Origin of the sequence: Streptacidiphilus neutrinimicus, assembly GCF_000787815.1 — a bacterium.
Lineage (GTDB): Bacteria > Actinomycetota > Actinomycetes > Streptomycetales > Streptomycetaceae > Streptacidiphilus > Streptacidiphilus neutrinimicus.
On sequence record NZ_BBPO01000017.1, the window covers coordinates 52,747 to 78,359 of the forward strand.

The following is a 25,613-nucleotide window of genomic DNA, read 5'->3' on the forward strand; positions in this document are numbered from 1 at the left end:
CGGCGCAGAGGGCACGCATGAGCAGCGCGGTCAACGGTTCGCGCAGAGGCTCCTCCGCGACCGCCGCGCGCAGTTCCGCGATCAACTCTCGGGCGCGCCCGAGCGCCAGGCCGGCCTCCGCGCGGGCCTCGATCGCGGCCAGGCGCAGCTCCGCCAGCCGGACGACCTGGCCCGCCGCGAACGGCGCGCCGCCGACGTCCGAGAGCGGCTCGCCGCGCCACAGGCCGAGCGCGGCGGTCAGCGCGGTGAAGGCCTGCGCCGCCTCGCCCCGGGCCAGCCCGGCCTCTCCGTCCGCGGCCAGCCGCGCGAAGGCGTGCGCGTCCACCTCGTCGGGCGCGGTCAGCACCCGGTAGCCGCCTGGGCCGCCGTCGATGCCGACACCCACCGGACGCAGCGCGCCGCGCAGCCGGGAGACCTGCGACTGCAGCGCGTTGCCGACGTTGCCGGGCGGGTCCTCACCGTACAGGCCGTCGATCAGGCGCTCGGTCGTGACCGTCCGGCCGGCGTCCAGGAGCAGCAGCGCCAGCAGCGCGCGACGTCCGGGGCCGCCGAGCGCCAGCTCGGCCCCGTCGTCGTTCCAGGCCTGGGTGGTGCCGAGGATGCCGAATCTCACCCGGTGATTCTGTCGCATCACCGCTCTCCGGTGCGGGCGATACGGACCGCGGTGCGAGGCATGGCCGACCGGGGGTGTGAGGATGTACCCGTGATCCCCTCCCTCATCGCCACCGACCTCGACGGCACGCTGCTGCGCGGCGACGGCACCGTCTCCGCCCGTACCGAGGCCGCACTGCGCCGGGCCGAGGACGCGGGCGTGTGCATCGTCTTCGTCACCGGCCGCCCGCCGCGCTGGATGGGCGGGGTCACCAAGGCGATCGGCCCGCACGGGATCGCGATCTGCTCCAACGGCGGCGCGCTCTACGACGTGAGGCACCAGGAACTGCTGGAGACGCACCCGATGCTCGGTGAGGACGCCCTCGCCACGGTGACGGGGCTGCGCACCGGGCTGCCCGAGGTCACCTTCGCCTTCGAGTACCCGGGCGGCTTCGCCCACGAGCCCGGCTACCCGCGCACCCTGTGGGACATGGACGCAGCCGACCAGGTGGCCCCGGCCGAGGAGATCCTCGAGGGCGCGGCGGGCCACCAGATCTTCAAGCTGCTGGCCAAGCACCCGACCATGGACCCGGACGCGTTCCTGCGCCTGGGGCGCGAACTGGTCGGCGGCTTCGGCGAGGTGACCCGCTCGGCGTCGGTCGCGATGCTGGAGATCAGCGCGCGGGGCGTCAGCAAGGCCAGCGCCCTGGCCCGCTGGTGTGCGGAGCGCGACATCCCGGCCGAACGCGTCGTCGCCATCGGCGACATGCCCAACGACCTGCCCATGCTGGAGTGGGCGGGCACCGCCTACGCCGTCGCCAACGCCCACCCGGAGGTGCTGGCGGCGACGGTCCGGCACACCGCCAGCCACGAGGACGACGGCGTGGCGCAGGTCATCGAGGCCCTGCTGGGCTGACTCCCGAAGGGGCCGGCCCGAAGGCGTCCGCCCGAGGGCTCACCCCTGCCGGCCCGGCTGACAGCCGCCCCAGAGCTCGGCGAGCGCCTGCGGGATCTGCGCGAGGCAGCCGCCGTTGTCGGGGAAGACGGCGCTGCCGATCAGCGTCCAGGTGCCGTTCGCGCCCAGGGAGAAGTACTTGCGGGTGCTGCCGTCGTCCTGGCCCGCGACCTGGTCGGAGAAGGTCGCCCCGGGTGTGAGGTCGAACGCCGTGGCCGCGTAGGCGGCGCCGCCGCACTGCCCGTAGAGGAACTGGTGCGCGCGGGGCGTGATGTGGCCCCGGTGCGCCTCGGTCCCGTAGTCGCGGGTGACCGCCGCCTTCACCGCGTCGCTGGCGACCAGGTTGCGGCAGGCGGCGTCGACCGCCGCAGTCGTGCCCGAGGGCGACGCGCCGACGCCCGTCGCGACCGCGGTCGGCGACGCGGTCGAACCGCCCGGAGCCGTAGCGGTCGGCGACGCGGTGACCGAGGCGGTGATGGTCGAGGACGCGGTGACGGGACCAGGGGTCGGGGCGGACCCGGTCGCCGAACCGCCGCCGGACGAGCCGCACGCACTGAGCGCCAGCGCGCCGGACAGGACGAGCGCGGCCGAGGCGGCGGCGCGGCGCGTGGTGGAGCGCATGGGATTCCCCCCGAAGGACAAGACCGTCAGAACGCTTCGCACTGTAGTGAGGCCCCTGCAACGCTCCGCCCGCCATTGCGCAACAGCCTCGCTACAGCCCTGACCTGGTCCTACAGCGCGGCCGTCCAGAAGACCCGGGTGCCGCCACCGCTCACGCCCGGCCCGAACCAGGCAGCACCGCCGAGGTTGCGGGCCCGTTCGGCGAGGTTGCGCAGACCGCTGCGCCGGCCTCCCTCGGGGATGCCCACGCCGTCGTCGGTGACGGACAGCACGACGGCGGGACGGCCCTTGCCCGTGGTGAGGCGGCCCTCCGCGTCGATGCGCGCGCTGCCGTCCACCACCACGTCGACCCGCGACGCGGCGGCGTGCCGGGCCGCGTTGGACAGGATCTCCCGCAGGGCCGCCACGAGTTGACGGCCGATGACCTCGCCGGTCATCGTCTCGACCGGGCCCGCGAAGGTGACCGCGGGTCTGAAGCCGAGCGGCCCGGCGGCCTGCGCGCACTCGCGCAGCACCTGGCTGCGCAGGTCCCCGTCGCCCTCCGGGGTGTCCTCGTGCTGCAGGGCGTAGATGGTGGTGCGCACCTCCGCGATGGTCGCGTCGAGTTCGTCGACGGCCTTGGAGATCCGCGTCTTCACCTCCGGCAGCTCGGCGAGCCGGGCGGCGCTCTCCATCATCATCCCGGTGGCGAAGATGCGTTGGATGACCAGGTCGTGCAGGTCCCGGGCGATCCGGTCACGGTCCTGGTAGACGGCCAGGCGCTGCTGGTTCCGCTGACCCTCCACCAGCCGCAGCGCGAGCGCCGCCTGCGCGGCGAAACCCTCGGCGAGAGCCCGCTCGTCCTCGGTGAACGGCGGGGTGTCCCGGCCCCGCCACACGACGACGGCGCCCAGCACCCGGCCGGAGCTCTTCAGCGGCAGCGCCATGCTGGGCCCGAAGGACGCGCGGATGTCCGCGCGCAGGTCGGAGTCGGTGTTCATGTCCCTGATGGTGACGGTGTCGCCCGCCAGCAGCCGCCGCACCCGCTCGGTGGGCGGGACCGGCTCCCCGATCAACAGGTCCGCGGCCTCGCCGGAGGCGTGGGAGACGCGCAGCCCGCCGTCCTCGGTCGGCAACAGGATCATCCCGAGGGCGGCCCCGGCCAGGTCGCGCAAGAGCTCCGCGGTGGTGGTGAGCGCGACGACGGCGTCCTCGGCCGTCAGCATCACGTTGGTGACCTCACGCGAGGCGGCGATCCAGCGTTCGCGCCGACGGCCCTCCTCGTACAGGCGGGCGTTCTCGATCGCGACTCCGGCGGCCGCCGCCAGCGCCTCGACGACCTGCTGGTCGGCCGCGGTGAACTGGCGACCGTGGTGCTTCTCGGTGAGGTAGAGGGTGCCGAAGAAGTCGTTGCGGACCCGGACCGGCACGCTGAGGAAGGTGCGCATCGCCGGGTGCCCGTGCGGGAAGCCGGTCGCGCTCGGGTGCCGGGTGAGATCCTCCAGCCGCAGCGGCTCGTGGTGCTCGGTGACGTACCCGAGCAGCCCGAGACCGCAGGGCAGGCCGCCGATCTCCAGCTCCTGCTCGGAGGTGATGCCGATCTGGATGAAGTCGGACAGCCCGTGGGTGTGCGGCGCGAGCACCCCGACGGCGGCGTACTCGGCGTCGACGAGATCGGCCGCCGCACTGGCGATCCGCTGCAGCGTCGCGTGCAGGTCCAGGCCGGAGCTGACGGCCACGACCGCCTCGAGCAGCTCCCGCATCCGGTCGTTCACGGCGGCCACCGCGTGCAGCCGCTCGGCGACCTCGCTGACCAGGTCGTCGACCTCCAGGGAACCGAGGTCGGGAATGAAGTGCGCGTCGCCGGTGGCCATGCAAGCGAGCGTAGTTTGTCCGTATTTTGCGCGACAGCGGACGCGCGTTCGCCCTCCGTCCCGTGGGGGTGAACTCCCGGTGATCCAGTGACCGACGGAGTCCCGCGTGCTTACGGTGCGCAACGGAGGGGGTGCGCGATGACGGACGCGATCGACATCAACGACTTCGTTCACGCGGCGACGGGAGCGCGCGTGCGAAGGGTGACCCTGGCGGACGGGAACCACTGGTTCCCGGCGGCGGACCTGTGCCGGGAGCTCGGGTACGCGAACCCGAGCGACGCGCTGCGCAGACACGTCCCCGAGACGATGCGATCCGTAGCCGCAACCCTAGTTCCACGCGAGGGTTGGCTACTCATTGCAGGTCAGGGCATCAAAAAATCATCGGTGATGGTTAGTCTCCGGGGGCTTCTGAGGCTCGTGAACGGGTGCGTGAAGCCCCAGTGCGAGCCATTCAAGAACTGGGTCACCGAGGTGTTGCTGGCGGTCCAGCAGCAGGGTTCGTACCGCCTGGAGCAGGGCGAGGCAGCCGTCGTGCTGCCACGGTCGGTCATGGAGGTCATCGTCCGGCTGGAGGAGCGCAACCTCCAGCTCGACGCCGCGTTCGCGGCGACGCAGCGTGAGCAGCAGCGGTTGCTCCACGAGCTCGTCGCCGGAGTGAACCGCGTCGCCCGGGCACTGGAAGGACCGGCCGCCCCGAGTGTGCCGGTCCAACGCTCCCGCCGGACCACCGAGGACGTCCTCGCCGAGTGGCGCGGCCGGCTGACCGTCACCGAGGACGTGTGGTCGGTGGCCGCCCACCTCGTCCCGATCATGCTGGCGCACGGCACCGCGGCGCGCAGCGTCGAGTCCGTCGCCACGCTCACCGGGCTCACCCAGGAGCGCGTCCGGGACTGCCTGCGGTTCCTCCAGAAGCGCGCCTGCATCCGCCAGGTCGGGACCGAGTCCGACGGGACGCCGCGCTACCGGCTCAGCGGGTGCTGACCATCTCGGCCTCCCGCGCGCCCGGCTGCTCGCCCCGCTGGTCGCGTGCCCACAGCTCGCGGAACAGCCCGTCCTCGGCCATCAGCTCGGGCCACGTGCCGCGCTGCACGACCCGGCCGCCGTCGAGCACGACGATCTCGTCGACCGCGTCCAGGCCGGTCAGCCGATGGGTGATCAGGACGGTCGCCCGGTCCTGGGTGGCGGCCAGCAGGTCCGTCGTCAGGGCGTCGGCCGTCGGGAGGTCGAGGTGCTCCGCCGGCTCGTCAAGCACCAGCACCGGAAAGCCGGCGAGCAACGCCCGCGCCAGGGCCAGGCGCTGGCGCTGCCCGCCGGAGAGCGAGGCGCCGTGCTCGCCGACCATCGTGTCCAACCCGTCCGGCAGGGCGCGCACGAAGTCGGCGAGACGCGCGGCCTCCAGGGCCGCCAGCAGCTCCGCGTCGGTCGCCGAGGGGCGGGCCAGACGCAGGTTCTCCCGGAGGTTGCTGTCGAAGACGTGAGCGTCCTGGGCGCAGAGCCCCACGGCGCGGCGGACGTCGTCGCCCGCCAGGGTGCGGGTGTCGACCCCGGCGAGGGTGACGCTGCCGGAGGCCGGGTCCACGAACCGCAGCAGGGCGTGGGCCAGCGTCGTCTTGCCGGAGCCGCTCGGGCCGACGACCGCGATGCGGCGGCCGGAGGTGAGGTCGAGCGAGACGTCCCGCAGCGCCGGCTTCGCCCGGCCGGGCCAGACGACGGTGAGGTCGCGGACGCGCAGCGGCAGCGGCTCTCCGGGCGCCTCGGCGGGCGAGGCGGGCTCGGCCACCGGCTCCGGCGCCTCCGCGAGCTCCGCCAGCCGTGCCGCCGAGCGCAGTCCGCGCTGGCGAGCCTGCGCGGCGGCGGTCAGACCGCTCACGCCCTCGAACGCGGCCAGCGGCGTCAGCAGCAGCACCGCGAGCCAGACGCCGTGCAGGCGACCGCCCGTCACCGCCGTGATGCCGACGGCCGCGCAGGCCACAGCGGTCAGGCCGGTGAGTGCGGTGGTCAGGCCGGTACCGAGGCCGAGGCCCGCGGCCGAGCGGCGCTGCAGCCCGGTCAGCTCGGCGTCGATCGCACGCAGCGCGCCCAACCGGGCGGGCAGCGCTCCGCTGACGGTCAGTTCGGCCGCGCCGTCGAGCAGCCCGACGACCTCGCCGGTCAGCCGTCCGCGCGTCTCCGCCTGGGCGCGCTCGGCGCGGATCGACAGCCGCACCGCCAGCAGCGGGACCAGCACACCGGCCAGGAGCAGACCGATCGCCAGCAGCAGCCCTGCGGCGGGCAGCAGCCAGGAGACGACGCCCACGGTGACGGCCCCGGCCAGCCCGGTCGCGGCCAGCGGGAGGCGGTAGCGCAGGTAGTGGTCCTGCATCGCGTCCACGTCGGCGACCATGCGGGCGAGCAGGTCCCCGCGCCGGAAGGTCGCACCGAGGCCCGCCGGGGCGAGGCGCTCGAGCCGCGCGTAGACGGCGGTGCGCAGCGCGCCCAGGCTGCGCAGCACGGAGTCGTGGCTGACCAGCCGCTCGGCGTAGCGGAGCACGGAGCGGCCGATGCCGAACGCGCGCGTGGCCGTGACGGCGACCATCAGGTAGAGCACCGGCGGCTGCTGCGAGGCTCGGGAGATCAGCCAACCCGAGGTCCCCATCAGCGCGGTGGCGCAGACCAGGGCCAGGGCGCCGAGCACGATCGCGGGCGCGAGCCGGGGCCTCGGCCAGGTCGACCAGCCCGCGCCCGTCGTGCCGCCCGAGGCGACCGACCGGATCTCGACGTCGGGCGCGGCGGACGATTCCCCGGCGAGCCCTGCCGGGACGGCCGGGTCGTCAAGGACGGCCACGGGTGCGGGTTCCCCGGCGGAGGCGACCGCGCCCGGCAACGCCACGCGACGGTCGGCGAGGGCGAGCAGCGCGGGCCGGTGCGAGGTGAGGACCACCGTCCGGTCCGCCGCCAGCTCACCGATGGCCGCGACGACCGCCGCCTCGTTCTCGTTGTCCAGCCCGGCGGTCGGCTCGTCCAGCAGCACCAGCTCGCGGTCGGCGAGGAAGGCGCGGGCGAGCGCGACGCGACGGCGCTGCCCGGCCGAGAGGCCCGCGCCCGCCTCACCGATCCGGGTCAGCGCGCCCTGCGGCAGCCCGGCGACGAACTCCCAGGCCTGCGCGGCGACCAGGGCCTCCCGCAACTGCTCGTCCGAGGCGTCCGGACGCGCCAGGCGGACGTTGTCGGCGACGGTCCCGGCGAACAGGTAGGGGTGCTGCGGCACCCAGGCGATCCGCTCGTGGGCGGGCGCGGTGACGGAGCCCCCGGCGACCGGCGCGAACCCGAGCAGCGCCGCCAGCAGCGTCGACTTGCCCGCGCCCGACGGGCCGGTGACGGCGACGGTCTCCCCCGGCGCGACGTGCAGCGAGAAGTCCTCCAGCGCGGGTCGCTCGCGGCCCTCGTAGCGGACGGTCAGCCCGTCGACCCGCACGTCGCCGCCCGCCGCCGACGACGTCGCCGACGGCGTGACGGGGGAGTCGGCCACCAACGTCTCCAGCACGGCGAAGATCTGCTCCGCCGCCGCCAGGCCCTCGACGCTGGCGTGGTAGTGGGTGCCGACCTGGCGGATCGGCAGGTACGCCTCCGGGGCCAGGACCAGGACGAGCAGCCCGGTGTAGAGGTCGAGGCCGCCGTCCACCAGGCGCATGCCGATGCTGACCGCGACCAGCGCCACCGACAGCGTCGACAGCAGCTCCAGCGCGAAGGAGGACACGAAGGCGACGCGCAGCGTGCGCAGCGTGGCCCGGCGGTACTGGTCGGTGATCCGGCGGATCGACTCGGTCTGCGCCTTGACCCGGCCGAAGACCTTCAGCGTCGGCAGACCCGCGACGACGTCGAGGAAGTGGTGCGAGAGCCGGCCGAGGCTGCGCCACTGACGGTCCATCCGGCTCTGGGTGGCCATCCCGATGAGGACCATGAAGACCGGGATCAGCGGCAGCGTCGCGACGATGATCGCGGCCGAGACCCAGTCGGCCAGGACGATCCGGCCCAGCACGGCCAGCGGCACGATCACCGACAGCGCCAACTGCGGCACGTAACGGGCGAAGTACTCGTCCAGCGCGTCGACGCCGCGGGTCGCCAGGGTGGTCAGCTCGCCGCTGCGCTGCCGGGCGAGCCAGCCCGGGCCGAGCTCGACGGCCCGGCCCAGCAGCTGCTCGCGCAGCTGGGACTTGACCTTCGCCGAGGCCCGGTGGGCGACGGCCTCCGTCGCCCAGGCGACGGCGCCGCGGCCGAGCGAGACCGCCGCCAGCGCGGCCAGGGGCCCGGCCAGCCGGCCGAGCCCCTCCCCGTGCTGGAAGCAGCCGACGACGATCTGCGCCACCAGCATCGCCTGCGCGATGACCAGCCCGGCGCCGAGCGCGCCGAGCGCCACCGAGGCCAGCAGGAACATCCGGGTCGCTCGGGCGTACCGCAGCAGACGCGGGTCGACGGGCTTCACTTCCGGCTCCTCCAGCCGATCAGGCGGGCATGTTCTGCACACCGATGCGGCGGCGGAACACCCAGTAGGTCCAGCCCTGGTAGACGAGCACCACGGGCGTCATGAAGCCCGCCACCCAGGTCATGATCCCCAGCGTGTACGAGGACGCCGAGGCGTTGCTGACGGTCAGCGACCAGGCCGGGTTCAGCGAGGACGGCATCACGTCGGGGAAGAGGGACAGGAAGAGCATCGCCACGGCCGCGACGACGGTCACGCCCGAGAGGATGAACGCCCAGCCCTCGCGGCCGATCTGGTTCATGCCGATGGCGCCGACCAGGGCGAGCACCGCGACCACCATCGCCGCGAACGACCAGCTGTCGCCGTGGTGCAGCTGGGTCCAGATCAGGAAGGCCAGCGCTGCCAGAGCCGTGACCACTCCGGCCTTCAGCGCCAGGGCCCGGGCCCGCTCGCGGATCTCGCCGTTGGTCTTCAGCGCGGTGAAGACGGCCCCGTGGAAGGTGAACAGGGTCAGCGTCACCACGCCGCCGAGGATCGAGTAGGCGTTCAGCAGGTCCCAGAAACTGCCCACGTACTCCATGTGAGCGTCGATCTTGGTGCCGTGGACGATGTTGCCGAAGGCGACGCCCCACAGGAATGCCGGGAGCAGGGAGCACCAGAAGATGGCGTGGTCCCAGTTGCGCTTCCACTGCGCGTCGTCGCGCTTGGCCCGGTACTCGAAGGCGACCCCGCGGATGATCAGGCAGACCAGGATGAGCAGCAGCGCCAGGTAGAAGCCGCTGAACAAGGTGGCGTACCAGTCGGGGAAGGCGGCGAAGGTCGCGCCGCCGGCCGTGAGCAGCCAGACCTCGTTGCCGTCCCACACCGGGCCGATGGTGTTGATCAGGACCCGGCGCTCGCGCTCGTCCCTGGCCAGGATCCTGGTGAGGATCCCGACCCCGAAGTCGAAGCCTTCCAGGAAGAAGTAGCCGATCCAGAGGACCGCGATCAGCACGAACCAGACGTCGTGAAGGTGCATGGCGTCCGTCTCCTCAGTACGCGAAGGCGAAGGGCTTGTCGGCGTCCTCGGACCCCGCCGGGGGACCGCCGAGCGTCGGGTCCTTCGTCGGCGGCTGCTCGTCGGTGGGTCCGGCCTTGGCGTACTTGACCATCAGCTTGACCTCGACGACCGCGAGGATCCCGTAGAGCAGGGTGAGGACGATGAGCGAGGTCCACTGCTCACCGATGGAGACGCCGGGGGAGACCGCGTCCGCGGTGGTCATCAACCCGTAGACGACCCACGGCTGGCGGCCCATCTCGGTGAAGATCCAGCCCCAGGAGCAGGCGATCAGCGGGAAGGCCAGGGTCCAGATCGCGCCGCGCCAGGCCCACTTGGTCAGCGTGGGGCCGAGTTCGCGGGTCCTGGTGAGCATGAAGAGCGGCACCTCGTCGCCGGCCCGCCGGAACTCGGGGGCGAGCCAGAAGCGTCGGCGGGTCAACCAGAGGCCGACGGCGGCGATCACAAAGGATGTCATGCCGAAGCCGATCATCCAGCGGAAGGCCCAGAAGGTGGTGGGGATGTTCGGCTCGTAGTTCGGGGCCTTGTCGCCGAACTTGGCCTTCTCCGCGGCGTTGGTGTTGTTGATGCCGGGCACCGGGGAGGTGAGGTCGCCCTTGGCCAGGAAGGAGAGCAGACCGGGGACGGTGATCTCGACGGTGTTGTGGCCCTTGGCGACGTCGCCGTAGGCGAAGACCGAGAAGGGCGCGGGGGACTCGGTGTCCCACAGGGCCTCGGCGGCGGCCATCTTCATCGGCTGCTGCTCGAACATGACCTTGCCGAGCGCGTCGCCGCTGATCGCGGTGCCGAGGCCGGCCAGCAGGCAGACCACCAGACCGAGCCGCAGCGAGGTCTTCATGGAGGCGACCTTGACCGGCTCGCGGTCCTCGGCGGCGAGGCGGGACGCCCTGCGCAGCTGGTAGGCCGCGATGCCGATCATGAACGCGCCGCCGACCAGGAATGCCGCGGTGATGGTGTGGAAGACGACGACCAGGGTGGTGTTCTGGAACAGCACCTTGGGGAAGTCGGTCAGTTGGGCGCGCCCGTTCTTGAGCTCGTAGCCGACCGGGTGCTGCATCCAGGAGTTGGCCGCCAGGATGAAGTAGGCGGACAGGACGGTGCCGATGGAGACCATCCATATGGACAGCAGGTGCAGCTTCTTGGGCAGCCGGTCCCAACCGAAGATCCAGAGCCCGATGAAGGTGGACTCGAAGAAGAAGGCGATCAGCGCCTCGAAGGCGAGCGGGGCGCCGAAGATGTCACCGACGAAGCGGGAGTAGTTCGACCAGCTCATGCCGAACTGGAACTCCTGCACGATGCCGGTGACCACGCCCATCGCGATGTTGATCAGGAAGAGCTTGCCCCAGAACTTCGTGGCCTTGAAGTACTTCTCCCGGCCCGTGCGCACCCAGGCCGTCTGCAGGCCGGCGACGAGCGCGGACAGGGAGATCGTCAGGGGCACGAAGAGGAAGTGGTAGACGGTGGTGATGCCGAACTGCCATCGCGCCATCGTCTCGTGAGCGAGCGCGAGCTCCACGGGTTCCCTCCTCATAGGGCGGCCATTCGGTCCATAAACGCACCATTTGTCCCACTTGTGTGGGACATGCGAGTTGAACACGAAATGATCGTGCGCTTGTGAACGTGAACACGATCACAAGCTAATTATCACCATGTCGGTCCAGAGAGACTGACAGGGGGGTGGGGTGGGTCGACAGCGCCCATCAGGCACACTCTGACCAGGGCAGATCGACACTTCGTCGATTGCCCCGGGGCCCGTCTCAGACGGGTGTCAGGTGGTGGGCGTGGCGCGCGTCACGTCGGCCGCCCGAGTGATCACGACCACACCTGGGCGGGTACGCACGAATCGTGCGGGGATCGTCCGGCGCCGGGGTCAGGCGCTCGTCAGGGCCGCGGCCGGGAGGAAGATCCGGAAGACGGCGCCGGCGCCCGGCGCGGTCTCCAGCTCGACCCGGCCGCCGTGGGCCTGGGTCAGCGCGGAGACGATGGCGAGGCCCAGCCCCGCTCCCCCGCCGTCGCGCCGGCTGCGCGAGGCGTCGACGCGGTAGAAGCGCTCGAACACCCGGGCCGCCTGCTCGGGGCTCAACCCGGGGCCCTCGTCGGCGACCTCGATCACGCCCTCGCCGTTCACGGTGCCGACGCCGATCCGCACCGAGGTGCCGACCGGGGTGTGCTTGACCGCGTTGCCGACCAGGTTGGTCACCACCTGCCGCAGCCGCGCCTCGTCACCCAGGACGAGGGCCGCGCCCGGCGTCGCCGCCCCGGCGGCGCCGGACAGGCTGACCGCCCGGGTGGGGTCGAGCGCGGTGGTGTCGTGCAGCGCGTCCGCGGCGAGCGTGCGCAGGTCCATCGGCGCGAGCTGCAACGGCCGCTGCTCGTCGAGCCGGGCCAGCGTCAGCAGGTCCTCGACCAGCCCGCTCATCCGCACCGCTTCGCTCTCGATGCGGCTCATCGTGCGCTTGACGTCGGCCTCGTCCGGCAGCGCGCCCATCCGGTACAGCTCGGCGAAGCCGCGGATGCCGGACAGGGGCGTGCGCAGTTCGTGACTGGCGTCGGCGACGAAGGCGCGCATGCGCTCCTCGGAGCGGGTGCGCGCGGCGAAGCCCGCCTCGATCTGCTCCAGCATGGAGTTGAGCGAGCGCGCGAGGCTGCCCACCTCCGTCCGCGGGTCCGCCTCGGCGTCCGGCACGCGGTGCGTGGGCGGCTGCCCGGCCGCGGTCTGCTCGGCGATCTGGTGCGCGGCCTGCTCGATCCGCCGCAGCGGACCGAGCCCGGCCCGCACCGCGAAGAACCCGGCGACGGCGAGCACCAGCAGCACTCCACCGCCGATCGCGAGGAACCCGTTGTTGAGCTTGGCCAGCATCGCGTCGGTGTCGTCGAGCGACGCCGCGACGACCACCCCCGCGCCCGGCTGGTCCGCGATCGGACGGATCAGCACCCGCCAGCTGCCGCCGCCGTGGTCGGCCGGCACCGTGAAGGCGCGGTCCATCCGCGCCGCGAGCTGGGCGGCGTCGAGCGTCGGGAGCGAGGGCAGCGGGTCACCCTGCTCGACCGGCTGGGTGAGCAGCGAGCTGTAGTGCCCGTTCGCGTCGATCTGGGTGACCACGTACTGGCTTGGCAGCCAGGCGCGGCGGACTCCGCCGGCCGGCGGCAACGGGCGCTTGGGGCTCGCGACGCGGTGCACCGCGGTGTCGCCGAAGCGCTGCAGCTGACTGTCCACACGCTGCACGAGCTCGTTGCGGACGCTGCCGAGGACGAGCGTGTCGCTCACCACGAGGCCGAGGGCCACCAGGGCGATCGCGAGAGCGAGCAGGCGCACGCGCAGGGAGATCCGCCCCCGCACCTTGGGAGGTCGGGGAAGGCCCCTGGGCGTGCGCCCACGGCGCACCTGGTCACGCAGCCGGTCGGCGAAGGACATAACCGACCCCGCGCACCGTGTGGATCAGCTTCGGCGCCCCCTCGGCCCCCGAGTCCATCTTGCGGCGCAGGTAGGAGATGTAGGACTCGACGATGCTGAGGTCTCCACCGAAGTCGTAGGCCCAGACGTGGTCGAGGATCTGCATCTTGGAGACGACCCGGCCGGTGTTGGTCATCAGGTACTCGAGCAACTTGAACTCGGTCGGCGAGAGCGAGACCGGCCGCCCGGACCGGTGCACCTGGTGGCCGACGAGGTCCAGCTCCAGGTCGGCGACGACCAGTCGGCCGTCGTCGGCGGGACCGCCGGTGCGGCGGAGGATCGCCCGGATCCGGGCGATCAGCTCCTCCAGGCTGAACGGCTTGGTCACGTAGTCGTCGCCGCCCGCGGTCAGGCCGCTGATCTTGTCCTCGACGCCGTCCTTCGCGGTGAGGAAGATCACCGGGATCTTGCCCCGGTCGCTGTCGTCCCGCAGCCGCTTCACCAGGGTGAAGCCGTCGGCGTCGGGCAGCATCACGTCCAGCACCACGAGGTCGGGGCGGGACCGCTGCACGGCGGCGACGGCTTCGGCCCCGGTCGCCGCGGAGGCGACCCGGAAACCGGCGAAGCGGAGCGAGGCGGAGAGCAGCTCGCGGATGTTCGGCTCGTCGTCCACGACGAGCAGGCTGGCCTCGGCGGTGTCCATGGGCGCCCCCGGTGGTTGCTGGTCTGGCTGGGCCGGTCGTGCCGGAGATGCCGGCAGCGGCAGGCTAACGGCCGTTGATGAGGAGTGCATGAGTGAACGCTGTGCGAGTTCAGCCGCCCACCTGCGTCACGGTGGTCGCCGCCACGTCGCCGCTGGAGTCCGCGGCGCCCCGCACGGTGACCGTCGCACCGGGCTTGAGCTGGCTGACCTTGCCGGACTGGGCGATGCTCACCTTGGTCGAACCGCCGGTGGTGACCTTGACGATGTTGCCGGAGGTGTCGGTGACGTAGATGGTCGAGCCGTCGACGAGCTTCACGGTGCCGATGGTCGTGCCGCCACCGGCGGAACTGCCGCCGAAGCCGCCTCCCCCGAAACCGCCGCCACCGAAACCGCCGCCACCGCCCGTGCCGGTGCGGCCGGACGCGCTGAAGTTGCGGCCCGAGGCGCCGAACGAGGAGGTCGGCGTCTGGTTCTTCTCGACCAGCACCCCGCCGACGAAGCCGGCGCCCGCGACCAGGCCGCCGCAGAGCAGCAGCGTCAGCCAGGGCAGCTTCCGGCGCGGCGGGGCGGCCAGCTCCGCGGTGATGTCCAGCGCGTCCGGCGGCTCCGCGAGAATGTCCTCCGGTGATTCCACCGGCTCGGACTGAGCCAGTTCGAGGTCCACGGTTTCCTCCTGGGTCGGGAAAAGATCACTCATGACGCAGCGCCTCGATCGGACGCAGGCCGGCCGCCCGGCTGGCCGGGTAGCTGCCGAAGAAGAGGCCGATCGCCACCGCGATCCCGAACGAACCCCACACGGAGGCCGGGATCACCACCGGCTTGATGCCGACGATGGTGAAGTGCGCGCCGACCAGCGCCGCCAGCACGCCGAGCCCCGCGCCGACCAGTGAGAGCAGCGTCGACTCGGCCAGGAACTGGCTGAGGATGGCGCCCCTGGGCGCGCCGATCGCCTTGCGGATACCGATCTCCCGGGTCCGCTCGGTGACCGTGACCAGCATGATGTTGGTGATGCCGATCCCGCCGACCAGCAGCGAGATCGCCGCGACCGCGCCGAGCAGCACGGTGAAGGTCTGCGTGGTGGAGCTGCGGGTGGACAGCAGCGTGGTCTGGCTGCTGACGCGGAAGTCGACCGCCGAGGGGTCCTTGATGCCGTGCGTGCCCATCAGGACCGTGGTGATCTCGTTCTGCGCCTGGGCGGTGGTGTCGGCGGAGTTCGCCTCGACCAGGACCTGGCTGAGCGAGCCGAAGCCGGTGTAGGCGTTCTGGACCGTCGGCAGCGGCGCGATGATCACGTCGTCCGGGTCCTGGAAGCCGGTGCCGCTGCCCTTGGTGGCCAGCTCGCCGACGACCGTGAGCGGGGTGCCGCCCAGGACGATCTTCTTGCCGATCGGCGAGTCCGTGCCGAACAGGTCGGTCGCCGTGGTCGAGCCGATCACCGCGACCTTGCGCGAGGCCAGCACGTCGTCGTTGCTGAAGTAGTCGCCCTTGACGACCTTGCTGTTGGAGGCCTCGAAGTAGGCCGGGTAGGTGCCGATGACGGAGGTGACCGTGTGCGAGGTGCCCTGGTACAGGGCGGTCTGCGAGGTCTGCACCTCGGGCGCGACGCCCTTGATGTCCGGCGCCTTGCTCGGGTCGGCGAGCGCCTGGGCGTCGGCGAGGGTGAGCGGCTTGGTGCTGGTCGCCGTCGACTGCGCGCCGAAGCCGGCCCCGGAGCTGACGGTCAGCGCGTTGGTGCCCAGCGCGTCGATGGAGTCCTTGACCGCCTGCGAGGAGCCGTTGCCGACCGCGAGCAGCAGGATGACGGCGGCGACGCCGATCAGGATGCCGAGCATGGTCAGCCCGGACCGGACCTTGTTGGCGGCCAGCCCCAGCACCGCGAAGCGCAGCGTCTCGAGCGGGTTCATCGCACGCCTCCCTGGGTGAGCGTGCCGGCCAGCGCGGGCGGCGGGCCCTCGACGGGCGCCTGCCGCACGTCGCTGATGATCAGGCCGTCGACAAGACGGATCACGCGCTTGGCGTGGTGCGCGACCTCGTCCTCGTGCGTGATCAGCACGACCGTGCGGCCGGACGCGTTGAGCCGGTCCACGATGCCGAGGACCTCCTTGGTGCTGTGGCTGTCCAGGTTGCCGGTCGGCTCGTCCGCCAGCAGCATCGCCGGTGAGGTCACCAGCGCGCGGGCGACCGCGACACGCTGCTGCTGGCCGCCGGAGAGCTCGTTGGGTTTGTGCTCGGCCCGCTCGGCCAGCCCGACCATGGTCAGCGCGGCCATCGCGCGGCGTCGCCGCTCGGCCGCCTTGACGCCCGCGTAGGCGAGCGGCAGCTCGACCTGGGCGAGCGCGCTGGTGCGCGGAACCAGGTTGAAGGACTGGAAGATGAAGCCGATCTTGCGGTTGCGGACCAGCGACAGCTGCCGCTCGTCCAGCCCGCCGACGTCGATGCCGTCGAGCAGGTAGCGGCCGGTGGTCGGCACGTCCAGGCAGCCGAGGATGTTCATCAGCGTCGACTTGCCGGAGCCGGAACTTCCCATGATGGCCACGTAGTCGCCCTGGTGGACCGTCAGGTCGACGCCGGCCAGTGCGTGGACGACCGCGTCGCCCATGCCGTAGGTCTTGACGAGCCGGCGCGCCGCGATGACGGGCGTCGGGTTCATCCCCTGCCTCCGCCGCCACCGCCATTGCCGCCACCGCCGCCGCGGGTGCCGCGACCGCCGCCGAAGCCGCCGCCACCACCGCCGAAGCCGCCGGGGAAGCCGGTGCTCGGGAAGCCGTTGGAGCCGGACGTCGACACGACGGTGATCTGGACCTTCTGGCCGTCGGTCACGCCGGAGACGATCTGGTCGTCGGTGTCGCCCTGCACGCCGAGGGTGACCGGGGTGCGCTTGGTCGTGCCGTCCGACTGGACCACGTTGACGCTGGCGTTGGCGCCGGTGCCGTTGATCGCCGAGGTCGGCAGGTAGAGCGCGCCGGAGGCCTCGCCGGTCACCACCTGCACGCTGGCGCTGAGGCCGGTGCGCAGGTTCGAGGTGTCGCCGGAGATCGCCAGGAGCGTGGCGTACTGGACGGCCCCGCTGGAGGAGCTGCCGCCGCCGCTGCCGGAGCTGCTCACGGGGAGCGAGCTGATCGAGACGACCTTGGCGTTGAGCACCTGCGAGGTGTCGGCGTTCAGCGTCACCGTGGCCGCCTGACCCGCCTTGAGCTTCAGCGCGTCGCTCTCGGAGAAGTCCGCGCTGACCTCCATCCCGGACGGGTTGGTGATCACGACGAAGCCGGACAGGGTGCTGGAGGAGCTCGACGAGGAGCCGCCCGAGCCGGAGCCGGAGCCGCTGCTGCCAGAGCCACCGCTGCCGGAGACGGAGTCGCCGACCTTGCCCGCGACGGAGGCGACCGTGCCCGAGACCGGGGCCTTCAGCACCGTCCCGTCGACGGCGCGCTGGGCGGCGGCGACGGAGTTCTCCGCGGAGGTGACCTGCTGCTCGGCGTTGGCGAGCTGGGACTGGTTGACGGTCGGCGTCGGAGCGGGCGTCGGCGTCGTGGCGGTGGAGCCGCGTCCGCCGGAGCCGGATCCCGAGCCGCCGCTGCCGGAGCCGGAGCTCGTGGCCGGGGTCTGGCCGGCCTCAACCTGGGTGAGGTTGGCCTGCGCGGCGTTGAGCTGGGCCTGCGCGTTGCTGAGGGTCTCGTCGGCCGAGGTCGCGTCGACCTTGGCGAGGACCTGGCCGGCCGAGACCTTCTGTCCGGCCGTGACGTCGACTTCGGTGAGCGTGCCGCCGGTGGTGAAGTTCACCCCGGCGTCCGACGGGGAGGTCAGTGTGCCCGACCCGGAGACCGTCGCGAGGACCGTGCCGCGCTGGACGGTCGCGGTACGCGTGGTGGCGGTGGAGCTGGTGCTGCTGGAGCCCTGCGCCACGGTCGCCCACGCGACGCCGCCGACAGCCAGCAGCGCCGTGGCGAGCACGGAGTTCAACAGGACGGCCTTGCGCCGTCGTGGGAGCACCTTCATGGCGGACACCTTGACGGGGCGGGCCCAGCGGGCTCTGGGAGGAAACTGGGAGTTCCCCGTGTGCCGATAGCTGGCAGAGCGCTGTATTTCGGACTTAAGCCCCTTCGGGCACCTTCCCGGAGGCACCCGCTCCCAGGGGATTCGAAGCATGCGCCCAGCAGGTCACCATGGCTGTGCGGTTCCTTCGAGTCCATGACGAATCACCGCACTCGCGTTCGGGCCGCAGCGGCAGCCGGGCTGCTCGGGCTCAGCACCCTGCTGTTGTCCGCCTGCGGCTCCAGCTCCTCGGGGGCGACGGCCGCAGGTTCCACCCCCGCCGCATCCGCGTCCACGCGCGGCGCGGCGATGCAGGCCTACCGCAGCTGCCTCAGCCAGCACGGCGTGACCATGCCGACGGGCCGCCCGAGCGGCCGCCCGAGCGGTGGCTACGGCGGCGGGGGCGGCTTCGGAGGCTTCGGCGGCGGCGCGTTCGGCGGCTCCTCGCCCAACCCGACCATGCAGGCCGCGATGCAAGCCTGCGCCTCGCTGCGCCCCAAGGGCGGCTTCGGCGGCGGTCGCGGCGGCTTCAACTCCTCCGCGATGGCCGCGTTCACCAGCTGCCTCAAGGACCACGGCGTCACCCTCCCGACGAAGGGCGGCTTCCGCGCGCTCAACACCGCGGACCCGAAGACGGCTGCGGCGTACAACACCTGCAAGCCTCTCCTGCCCACCCGTTCCCCGGGCGCCTCCCCCTCCGCCTCGGCCACCGCGTAACGCGACCGCTTCGACGCGCTCCCGCAGGAAGTTGCACACGTCAGGGGCGCGAGGAACTGCGCGACAAGCCACCGTGAGTGGTGAATCGCCGAGCGAACAGGGCCACCCTCACCGGGTGGTTGCTCGCGCAGTTCCCCGCGCCCCTGACGTGTCGCTCGTTCAGCCGCCCGCGCCCCTGAGGCGGTGCGGCTACAGCGACTTGCGGAAGAGCTCCGCCGTCTGCAGGAAGAGGTCGTTGGCCTCGGTCTCGCCGATGGTGATGCGCGCGCCCTCGCCGGCGAAGGGGCGGACCACGACGCCCGCCGACTCGCAGGCCGCCGCGAAGTCGGCCGTGCGCTCGCCCAGGCGGAGCCAGACGAAGTTCGCCTGCGTCGTCGCGACCGTCCAGCCCTGGGCGACCAGCGCGGAGACGACCCGCTCGCGCTCCGCGACCAGCGCGGAGACCCGCTCCAGCAGTGCCTCCTCCGACCGCAGGGAGGCGATCGCCGCATCCTGCGCGAGCTGGCTGACGCCGAACGGCACGGCCGTCTGCCGCAGCGCCTGGGCGACGGGCTCGTGGGCGATGGCGAAGCCGACCCGCAGACCGGCCAGACCGTAGGCCTTGGAGAAGGTGCGCAGCACGCAGACGTTCGGGCGGTCGCGGTAGATCTCGACGCCGTCCGGGACCTCCTCGTCACGGACGAACTCGTTGTAGGCCTCGTCCAGGACGATCAGGACGTCGCTCGGCACCGCGTCGAGGAAGCGCTCCAGTTCCTCGCGGTGCACCACCGTGCCCGTCGGGTTGTTCGGGTTGCAGACGAAGATCAGGCGGGTCCGCGGCGTGACCGCGGCGAGCATCGCGTCGAGGTCGTGCGTCTCGTCCGCCCTCAGCGGGACCCGCACGGACGTGGCGCCGCTGATCTGGGTGATGATCGGGTAGGCCTCGAACGAGCGCCAGGCGAAGATCACCTCGTCGCCCGGACCAGAGGTCGCCTGGAGCAGCGACTGGGCGACGCCCACCGAGCCGGTGCCGGTGGCTACGTGCGTCTCGGGCACGCCGAAGCGCTGCGCCAGCTCGGCGATCAGGCCCGCGCACGCCATGTCGGGGTAGCGGTTGAAGCTGCCCGCGGCGGCGGTCGCCGCCTCCAGGACGCCCGGGAGCGGCGGGTAGGGGTTCTCGTTGGAGGAGAGCTTGAAGGCGGGGGCGCCCTCGGCGCCCTGCGCCGGCTTGCCGGGCTTGTAGGCGGGGATGCCCTTGAGGGCCTCGCGCAGGCGCGGGCCGGGGGTGGTTTCGCTGCTCACCGTGGTCTTCCTCCAGAGAATCGCGAGGGGGCCGCGCCCCGCAGGATCACTGCTCGCGCGGCGCCTTCGCCGTAACCGGTCGAGATCACCATACGAGCCGACCGGGTGAACCTCACCCATGCGAGTGACATGTGCCGATACGGGCCCGCGAAGACTCGGTGGGCGACACCGTGAGTGCATGACCAAAACGCAGGCGATCGGGGGCGAAACGGTCGTTGGTGCAAGGAGAAATGGCGCGAATGTTCATGGAGAAACGTATCTCCGTCATCCGTGATGTTTCCGGACAGACCAGCCCCTTCTGAGAGTTCCGCGCCTTACGATCGGCCAGACATGACAGCAGCAGCGAATCACCACGGCCGGCGGACCACCACCCGCACCCGCCGCCTGGAGCGTGCCGGGATCAGGGACGTGGCGGCGGCCGCCGGGGTCTCGATCACCACCGTCTCCGACGCTCTCAACGGCAAGGGCCGGCTGCCCGACGAGACCCGGACCAAGGTCCGCGAGGTCGCCGAGCGGCTGGGGTACCGCCCCTCCGCCGCCGCGCGCACCCTGCGCACCGGCCGCTCCGGCCTGATCGGCCTGACGGTCACGACCTACGGCCAGGAGCCCTTCACCTTCACGGAGTTCGCCTACTTCGCGGAGATGGCGCGGGCGGCCACCTCGGCGGCGCTCAACCGCGGCTACGCGCTGGTCGTGCTCCCGGCGTCCTCCCGGCACGACGTGTGGAGCAACGTCGCGCTGGACGGCACGGTGGTGATCGACCCCTCCGACCACGACCCGATGGTGGCCGACCTGTACCGGCAGGGCCTGCCGGTGGTCAGCGACGGCAAGCCGGGCAACTGCCCCGTCACGGCCTGGGTCGACAACGACCACCACGCCGCCGTCCTCGGCATCCTGGACCACCTGGCCCAGGCGGGGGCCCGTCGGATCGGGCTGCTGACGGGCACCAGCACCGACACCTACACCCGGCTCAGCACCGAGGCGTACCTCGGCTGGTGCCGGTCCGTGGGCCAGGAGCCGCTGTACGAGGCGTATCCCGCGCACGACCCGTGCGCCGGGGCCGTCGCCGCCGACCGACTGCTGGCCCGACCCGACCGGCCGGACGCCGTCTACGGCCTCTTCGACCCGAACGGCACCGACCTGCTCGCCGCCGCGCGCCGCTACCATCTGCGCGTCCCCGACGATCTGTTGCTGGTCTGCTGCAGTGAGAGCGCCGTCTACGCCGCCACCGAGCCGCCGATCACAACGCTGTCGCTCAAGCCCCGCCGGATCGGCACGACGGTGGTGAACCTGCTGATCGACGCGATCGAGGGCCAGAGCTCGAGCGACCGGCCCTCGGTCGGCCAAGCCTCGATCGGCCCTGGCTCGGAGGACGAGAGCTCGGACGACCCGTCCGCGACCGACCGGGCGGACGGCGGCCCGAACGTCTCGGGCCAGTTGATGCCGACCGAGCTGATCGTCCGGCGCTCCTCCCAGCGCCGCAGCCCGCGCACCACGGTCTCGGCCCCGCGGCCGCCCGGGGAGACGTGAGGCGGGGGGATGCCACGGGGGTCGTCGCGCGGGTCGTCGGCGGAGCGCTCGCGGGAGCGGTTGCGCGAGCGGTTGCGGGAGCGGTTGCGGGAGCGGTTGCGGGAGCTGCCACAGGAGTTGCCGTGGCAGGCGTCTCGGCGGGTGTCGCGGGAATCACCCTCGCCGCGCCCGACTGACCTGCCCTTTTTGCCCACTGTTGCTCCGCGTTGCCCCTTCGATCGATGAACGAATTCGCCGGGCTGATCCCTCCCAGGTGCGGACGCCGGGAAGGACGGCTTTATACGATGGGCGTCATGACACCCGTGGACCGTCCCGCCTGGCCTGACCAGCCGGACCCAGGCCCGCACGCCGCGCAGGCAGCGGACGGGTCCACGTTCGACTTCTTCGCTCCTCCCGGTCCTCCCGTTCCGCCCGTTCCGCCGGCCCCCGCGGCTGCGGCCGTCCCGGTCGGCTTCGGCGCGCCCACTGTCCCGGCCAACCCGGCCGTCGCGCCGCCGATGCCCACGGTCCCGCCGCAGGACCCGCCGACGCTGGAGCTGGGCGCGCCCATCGTCGAGCAGCCGGCCGTCCCCGCGCCCGCGCCGGCGCCCGCGCTCGACTCGCTACCCGGCGGCCCGGACAGCCCGCTCTACGTCATCGGCGACGTCCACGGCTATCTGCAGGACCTGCTGGACGGCCTGCACGAGCAGGGGCTCATCGACGCCGAGGGCCACTGGAGCGCCGGCCGCTCCCGGATCTGGTTCCTCGGAGACTTCACCGACCGCGGCCCCGACGGCATCGGCGTGATCGACCTGGTGATGCGCCTGGCCGCCGAGGCGGCCGCGGACGGCGGCTACTGCCGAGCCCTGATGGGCAATCACGAGCTGTTGCTGCTGGGCGCCGACCGCTACGGCGAGGAGCCCGTCCACTCCAGCGCCGGCACCGCCTCCTTCCTCGCCGCGTGGCGGCTCAACGGCGGCCAGCCGCACGACATGGAGCGCCTGGAGGACCACCACGTCGCCTGGCTCTCCCGGCTGCCCGCGATGACGATCGAGGACGACCACCTGCTCGTCCACTCCGACACCACCGCCTACCTGGAGTACGGCGACTCGGTGGTCGCGGTCAACGACGCGATCCGCGAGGTGCTCAACCAGGGTGACCCGGAAGAATGGTGGGACTGCTTCCGGCGGATGACGAAGCGCTTCGCGTTCCGCGGCGAGTCCGGCCCGGAGGCGGCGCGCGAACTGCTGGCGGTCTTCGGCGGCCGCCGCATCGTCCACGGCCACAGCCCGATCCCGTACCTGCTGGGCGAGGCCCCCACCGAGGACGGCCACTCGGGCGTCCAGGTCACCGGGCCGCATGTCTACGCGGACGACCTGGCGGTGGCCATGGACGGCGGCGTCACCATGGAGGGCGAGGGCAAGCTGCTCATCGCCCGCCTGCCACTGGCCTGAGCGACGCCGTTCGAATTGCGCCGGGTTGCTTTCGCATTGCTTTCGAGTTGACTTCGAGTTGCTTCGGGCAATTGCCAGAAGCAACTCGGGCCACTCCTGACGCGGAAATTCGCGAAACCGACTGTCGATCTGTCAGCTCTCGCCCCTAGCATGTCCGTTAACAGCCCATAACCCCCGGCTGAGCCATGAACGGCCGTCACTTCCACGGGGGGAGCAGAACCATGGACACCGCCTCGCAGCTACTCGCCGAGGACAAGCCCGACTACGTGCGGATCCTGGACGAGGCCCTGCAGGCCTCGCACATCCGCGACGCGGTGCGCGCCACGCGTGGCGCCATCACGACCCAGCAGTTGCACGACCGCGCCATGCGCGAGCTGCCCGAGGTCGCGGCCCAGGCCGCGCCCGAGTACGCGCACCTGCTCGCGCTGCGCCAGCAGGCCGCCCAGATCGGCGCGGGCCCCGACACCGACCGCCTCGGCAGCACGGACCCGGCCCAGTGGGTCGAGCCCGGTACGCCGTTGGACGCGGGCCGCCGCGCGGGCCTCGGCCCCATGGCCGCGGTGCTCGCGCCGGTCCTCGCCTGGACCAGTGCGCTGGCCCTCTGGCTCATCGGCCTGGCCGTCCGGGCCGGCTCGCCCTCGCTCCCCCTCGGCCGCCAACTCTTCACCGCGGCGGGTGCACTGGCGGCGGTCGGCGCTGCGGCGTTGGGCGTCGCGACGGTCGCCCTCGTGCTCACCGCCAAGCGCGACGGGGCGGTCGCGCCCGAAGTCCCACAGCCAGAGCTGGCGGCCGAGGTCGCCAAGGCGCGGGAGGTCTGGCGCGCGGCGCTGCGTGCTCGCGGCGTCCTCCCCTTCCTGGAGGCGGAGCTCGCCACCCGCGCCGCGGCGATAGCCACGGAGGCGGCGCAGCGCCACACCCGCGTCGACCTCGTCCGGCACAGCCCCAAGCTCGGCTTCACCAGCCCGGGCTTCACCAGCCCGGGGGTGGAGGGCATCACCGACGGCCACGGCCAGGAGAAGCCCGAGGAGGAACGGGAGGAGGAGGTCTACTTCACCTCGCCCGGCTTCTCCTCCCCCGACTTCACCAGCCCCGGCCCGACGGGCCGCTTCCTCCCCAACGCGGACGACTAGCGCGGGCGGAACAGGGCGGAAGGCTGCGCAACAGGGCGGGACAGGGCAAGTCGGGGCGGAGCCGTTCGTGCGGCTCCGCCCCGAGAGGGTCAGCGGCCGAGTTCGGCGGCGACCAGCTCGGCGATCTGCACCGCATTCAGCGCGGCGCCCTTGCGCAGGTTGTCGTTGGAGACGAAGAGCGCGAGGCCGTTGTCGACGGTCTCGTCGTTGCGGATGCGGCCCACGAAGGAGGGGTCCTTGCCCGCCGCCTCCAGCGGGGTCGGCACCTCGGAGACGGCGACGCCCGGAGCGTCGGCCAGCAGCTGGTACGCGCGCGCGGGCGAGATCGGACGCGCGAACCGCGCGTTGATCTGCAGGCTGTGACCGGTGAAGACGGGGACGCGCACACAGGTGCCGGAGACCTTGAGCTCGGGGATCTCGAGGATCTTCCGGCTCTCCTTGCGGAGCTTCTGCTCCTCGTCGGTCTCGTTGGAGCCGTCGTCCTGCACCGAGCCGGCCAGCGGCAGCACGTTGAACGCGATCGGCTTGGCGAACTTCTGCGGCTCGGGGTACTCGACCGCCTCGCCGTCGAAGGCCAGCTGGTCGGCGGCCTCGGCGACCTTGCACGCCTGCTCGTACAGCTCGGCGACACCGGCGAGCCCGCCACCCGACACGGCCTGGTACGTGGCGACGACGAGCGCCTCCAGCCCGGCCTCCTGGTGCAACGGCCTGAGCACCGGCATGGCCGCCATCGTGGTGCAGTTCGGGTTGGCGATGATGCCCTTCGGGCGGTTCGCCACCGCGTGCGGGTTGACCTCGGAGACGACCAGCGGCACCTCCGGGTCGCCGCGCCAGGCCGAGGAGTTGTCGATCACGACGGCCCCGGCTGCGGCGACCTTCTCCGCCAGCGCCTTGGACGTCGAACCGCCCGCCGAGAAGAGCACGATGTCGAGCCCGCTCCAGTCCGCCGTGGTGGCGTCCTCGACGACGATCTGGCCGCCCTTCCAGGGCAGCGTGGACCCGGCCGAGCGCGCCGAGGCGAAGAGCCGCAGCTCCGTCACCGGAAAGTCGCGCTCCTCCAGAATCCGGCGCATGACGCCGCCGACCTGACCAGTGGCACCCACGATTCCAATCCTCATGCCCCCTACAGTAAGCGCCCGCACCGGGAAAGCGAGCGCTTATCCAACCGTCGGACACCTCCCCGCCAGGGCTCTGAAGTGCGCAAACGGGAAGGCTTCCGGCGCACCCGGGGGAGCGGCGGAAAGGCCTTCGGAACGGCGAACCCCGCCCCGCCGGAATTCTCCGGCGGCACGGGGTCCGGCGATCCTGCTCACACCCGCGGCTGGACCACGGCTGTACATCAGCCAGCCGACACCGATCTGGTCGCCCTCGGTCCGCCGGCGGGCGCCGCCCCTGCCGCGTTCGACCTCGCCCCAGACCGGGCCCCGTTCGATCGGCGGCGCGTCGTCGATCGGGTCGTAGGCGACGTCGGGGCGCGGGAGTGGCGACGGGAGTGCTCGCCGACCGGCAGCACCCCTCGGCCCAACGCGACCAGGCTCAGCATCTCCGAGAAGGTCGAGCCGACAGGCCCCTTCGGCGCCGGCCGCCCGGACGGCGTGCGCTCGGGGGTGCGGTCTACCTCCAGGACCCGGACGGCAACACGATCGAACTGCGCTGGTGCCTGCAGGACGCGAAGTGAGCACCACCGGAACGACGATCAGAAAATGCACGCTTTGGGCGTAACCATCGGCCCCGGACGAGCTTTGATCCGGGTGCTCGCAGGCAACCAGGGTGAGTCGACTGATCAGCAGGGTTCAAGCGGCGGCAGCGCGACCGGAGAGGACCGGCCCGGGGACCCGCCACGCAAGCGCAGGCCGG

Annotated in this window: 20 protein-coding genes and 1 pseudogene; 7 read left to right on the forward strand and 14 right to left on the reverse strand. The window is 72.3% G+C overall.

The window, feature by feature from the left end; genetic code table 11:
• Positions 1–613: AfsR/SARP family transcriptional regulator (locus TR48_RS13795; RefSeq protein WP_042366637.1), on the reverse strand; the 613-nt coding region annotated here is incomplete at its 3' end.
• 90 nt (positions 614–703) lie between these two features.
• Between TR48_RS13795 and TR48_RS13800 the strand changes: the two genes are divergently transcribed.
• On the forward strand, positions 704–1,507 hold the full coding sequence (locus TR48_RS13800; protein WP_236652134.1) for an HAD family hydrolase: 804 nt from the start codon (positions 704–706) through the stop codon (positions 1,505–1,507).
• Between the two features lie 39 nt (positions 1,508–1,546).
• Here TR48_RS13800 and TR48_RS43200 read toward each other — a convergent pair whose 3' ends face one another.
• A complete protein-coding gene (locus TR48_RS43200; protein WP_042366642.1) occupies positions 1,547–2,167 on the reverse strand; it encodes a hypothetical protein in 621 nt (206 codons plus the stop codon).
• A 110-nt stretch (positions 2,168–2,277) separates the two neighbouring features.
• Positions 2,278–4,020, reverse strand: a complete 1,743-nt coding sequence (locus TR48_RS13810) for a sensor histidine kinase (protein WP_052442657.1) — start codon at positions 4,018–4,020, stop codon at positions 2,278–2,280.
• Positions 4,021–4,158: 138 nt separating this feature from the next.
• On the opposite strand from TR48_RS13810, the pseudogene TR48_RS45495 reads away from it, so the two are divergent.
• Positions 4,159–4,440, forward strand: a pseudogene (locus TR48_RS45495) (BRO family protein); the annotation flags it as partial.
• A 9-nt stretch (positions 4,441–4,449) separates the two neighbouring features.
• Positions 4,450–5,001 (forward strand): hypothetical protein, encoded by a 552-nt coding sequence (locus TR48_RS13815; RefSeq protein WP_052442658.1) that lies wholly within the window; start codon positions 4,450–4,452, stop codon positions 4,999–5,001.
• On the opposite strand, the gene cydD is transcribed toward TR48_RS13815, so the two are convergent.
• From cydD to TR48_RS46340, 9 genes are all read right to left on the reverse strand, one after another.
• The gene (gene cydD, locus TR48_RS13820; RefSeq protein ID WP_042366646.1) at positions 4,988–8,482 is read right to left on the reverse strand and encodes a thiol reductant ABC exporter subunit CydD; all 3,495 of its coding nucleotides are present in this window, start codon (positions 8,480–8,482) and stop codon (positions 4,988–4,990) included. The two genes, TR48_RS13815 and cydD, sit on opposite strands and share 14 nt — an antisense overlap.
• A 19-nt stretch (positions 8,483–8,501) precedes the next feature.
• The gene (gene cydB / locus TR48_RS13825; protein ID WP_042366648.1) at positions 8,502–9,497 is read right to left on the reverse strand and encodes a cytochrome d ubiquinol oxidase subunit II; all 996 of its coding nucleotides are present in this window, start codon (positions 9,495–9,497) and stop codon (positions 8,502–8,504) included.
• A 13-nt stretch (positions 9,498–9,510) separates the two neighbouring features.
• Positions 9,511–11,052: a cytochrome ubiquinol oxidase subunit I gene (locus TR48_RS13830; protein WP_042366649.1), complete on the reverse strand. Its 1,542-nt coding sequence runs from the start codon at positions 11,050–11,052 to the stop codon at positions 9,511–9,513.
• Positions 11,053–11,406: 354 nt separating this feature from the next.
• The gene (locus TR48_RS13835; protein ID WP_369405577.1) at positions 11,407–12,852 is read right to left on the reverse strand and encodes a sensor histidine kinase; all 1,446 of its coding nucleotides are present in this window, start codon (positions 12,850–12,852) and stop codon (positions 11,407–11,409) included.
• Positions 12,853–12,925: 73 nt separating this feature from the next.
• A complete protein-coding gene (locus TR48_RS13840; protein ID WP_042366651.1) occupies positions 12,926–13,633 on the reverse strand; it encodes a response regulator in 708 nt (235 codons plus the stop codon).
• Positions 13,634–13,742: 109 nt separating this feature from the next.
• Entirely contained in the window at positions 13,743–14,330 is a 588-nt protein-coding gene (locus TR48_RS43205) for a hypothetical protein (protein ID WP_161789825.1), read from the reverse strand.
• Entirely contained in the window at positions 14,323–15,537 is a 1,215-nt protein-coding gene (locus TR48_RS13850) for an ABC transporter permease (RefSeq protein WP_042366655.1), read from the reverse strand. The genes TR48_RS43205 and TR48_RS13850 overlap by 8 nt, the downstream gene beginning before the upstream one ends.
• A complete protein-coding gene (locus TR48_RS13855) occupies positions 15,534–16,283 on the reverse strand; it encodes an ABC transporter ATP-binding protein (protein ID WP_042366657.1) in 750 nt (249 codons plus the stop codon). The genes TR48_RS13850 and TR48_RS13855 overlap by 4 nt, the downstream gene beginning before the upstream one ends.
• The gene (locus TR48_RS46340; RefSeq protein WP_052442659.1) at positions 16,280–17,629 is read right to left on the reverse strand and encodes an efflux RND transporter periplasmic adaptor subunit; all 1,350 of its coding nucleotides are present in this window, start codon (positions 17,627–17,629) and stop codon (positions 16,280–16,282) included. The genes TR48_RS13855 and TR48_RS46340 overlap by 4 nt, the downstream gene beginning before the upstream one ends.
• 192 nt (positions 17,630–17,821) lie before the next feature.
• On the opposite strand from TR48_RS46340, the gene TR48_RS41915 reads away from it, so the two are divergent.
• Positions 17,822–18,382 (forward strand): hypothetical protein, encoded by a 561-nt coding sequence (locus TR48_RS41915; RefSeq protein WP_042366658.1) that lies wholly within the window; start codon positions 17,822–17,824, stop codon positions 18,380–18,382.
• A gap of 189 nt (positions 18,383–18,571) precedes the next feature.
• On the opposite strand, the gene hisC is transcribed toward TR48_RS41915, so the two are convergent.
• Positions 18,572–19,663 carry a histidinol-phosphate transaminase gene (gene hisC / locus TR48_RS13870; RefSeq protein ID WP_042366660.1) on the reverse strand — a complete coding sequence of 364 codons (1,092 nt, stop codon included), beginning with the start codon at positions 19,661–19,663 and terminating at the stop codon, positions 18,572–18,574.
• Positions 19,664–19,993: 330 nt separating this feature from the next.
• Here hisC and TR48_RS13875 point away from each other — a divergent pair, with 330 nt between their 5' ends.
• The 3 genes from TR48_RS13875 (at position 19,994) to TR48_RS13885 (ending at position 23,756) form a co-directional block, all read left to right on the forward strand.
• Positions 19,994–21,193, forward strand: coding sequence for a LacI family DNA-binding transcriptional regulator (locus tag TR48_RS13875; RefSeq protein ID WP_063770982.1), 1,200 nt, complete (start codon positions 19,994–19,996; stop codon positions 21,191–21,193).
• 293 nt (positions 21,194–21,486) lie between these two features.
• Positions 21,487–22,626: a metallophosphoesterase gene (locus TR48_RS13880; protein WP_084729383.1), complete on the forward strand. Its 1,140-nt coding sequence runs from the start codon at positions 21,487–21,489 to the stop codon at positions 22,624–22,626.
• A gap of 221 nt (positions 22,627–22,847) precedes the next feature.
• Positions 22,848–23,756 carry a hypothetical protein gene (locus TR48_RS13885; RefSeq protein WP_042366663.1) on the forward strand — a complete coding sequence of 303 codons (909 nt, stop codon included), beginning with the start codon at positions 22,848–22,850 and terminating at the stop codon, positions 23,754–23,756.
• A gap of 89 nt (positions 23,757–23,845) precedes the next feature.
• Here TR48_RS13885 and TR48_RS13890 read toward each other — a convergent pair whose 3' ends face one another.
• Complete coding sequence (locus tag TR48_RS13890) at positions 23,846–24,874, reverse strand: aspartate-semialdehyde dehydrogenase (protein WP_042366665.1); 1,029 nt, start codon at positions 24,872–24,874, stop codon at positions 23,846–23,848.
• Between the last annotated feature and the right edge of the window lie 739 nt (positions 24,875–25,613).

Coding starts and splice junctions, on each gene's coding strand:
- TR48_RS43200 (WP_042366642.1), bottom strand. CDS start 2,167: ATGCGCTCCACCACGCGCCGCGCCGCCGCCTCGGCCGCGCTCGTCCTG.
- TR48_RS13810 (WP_052442657.1), bottom strand. CDS start 4,020: ATGGCCACCGGCGACGCGCACTTCATTCCCGACCTCGGTTCCCTGGAG.
- cydB (WP_042366648.1), bottom strand. CDS start 9,497: ATGCACCTTCACGACGTCTGGTTCGTGCTGATCGCGGTCCTCTGGATC.
- TR48_RS13840 (WP_042366651.1), bottom strand. CDS start 13,633: ATGGACACCGCCGAGGCCAGCCTGCTCGTCGTGGACGACGAGCCGAAC.
- TR48_RS43205 (WP_161789825.1), bottom strand. CDS start 14,330: ATGAGTGATCTTTTCCCGACCCAGGAGGAAACCGTGGACCTCGAACTG.
- TR48_RS13850 (WP_042366655.1), bottom strand. CDS start 15,537: ATGAACCCGCTCGAGACGCTGCGCTTCGCGGTGCTGGGGCTGGCCGCC.
- TR48_RS13855 (WP_042366657.1), bottom strand. CDS start 16,283: ATGAACCCGACGCCCGTCATCGCGGCGCGCCGGCTCGTCAAGACCTAC.
- TR48_RS46340 (WP_052442659.1), bottom strand. CDS start 17,629: ATGAAGGTGCTCCCACGACGGCGCAAGGCCGTCCTGTTGAACTCCGTG.
- TR48_RS41915 (WP_042366658.1), top strand. CDS start 17,822: ATGACGAATCACCGCACTCGCGTTCGGGCCGCAGCGGCAGCCGGGCTG.
- TR48_RS13875 (WP_063770982.1), top strand. CDS start 19,994: ATGACAGCAGCAGCGAATCACCACGGCCGGCGGACCACCACCCGCACC.
- TR48_RS13880 (WP_084729383.1), top strand. CDS start 21,487: ATGACACCCGTGGACCGTCCCGCCTGGCCTGACCAGCCGGACCCAGGC.
- TR48_RS13885 (WP_042366663.1), top strand. CDS start 22,848: ATGGACACCGCCTCGCAGCTACTCGCCGAGGACAAGCCCGACTACGTG.
- TR48_RS13890 (WP_042366665.1), bottom strand. CDS start 24,874: ATGAGGATTGGAATCGTGGGTGCCACTGGTCAGGTCGGCGGCGTCATG.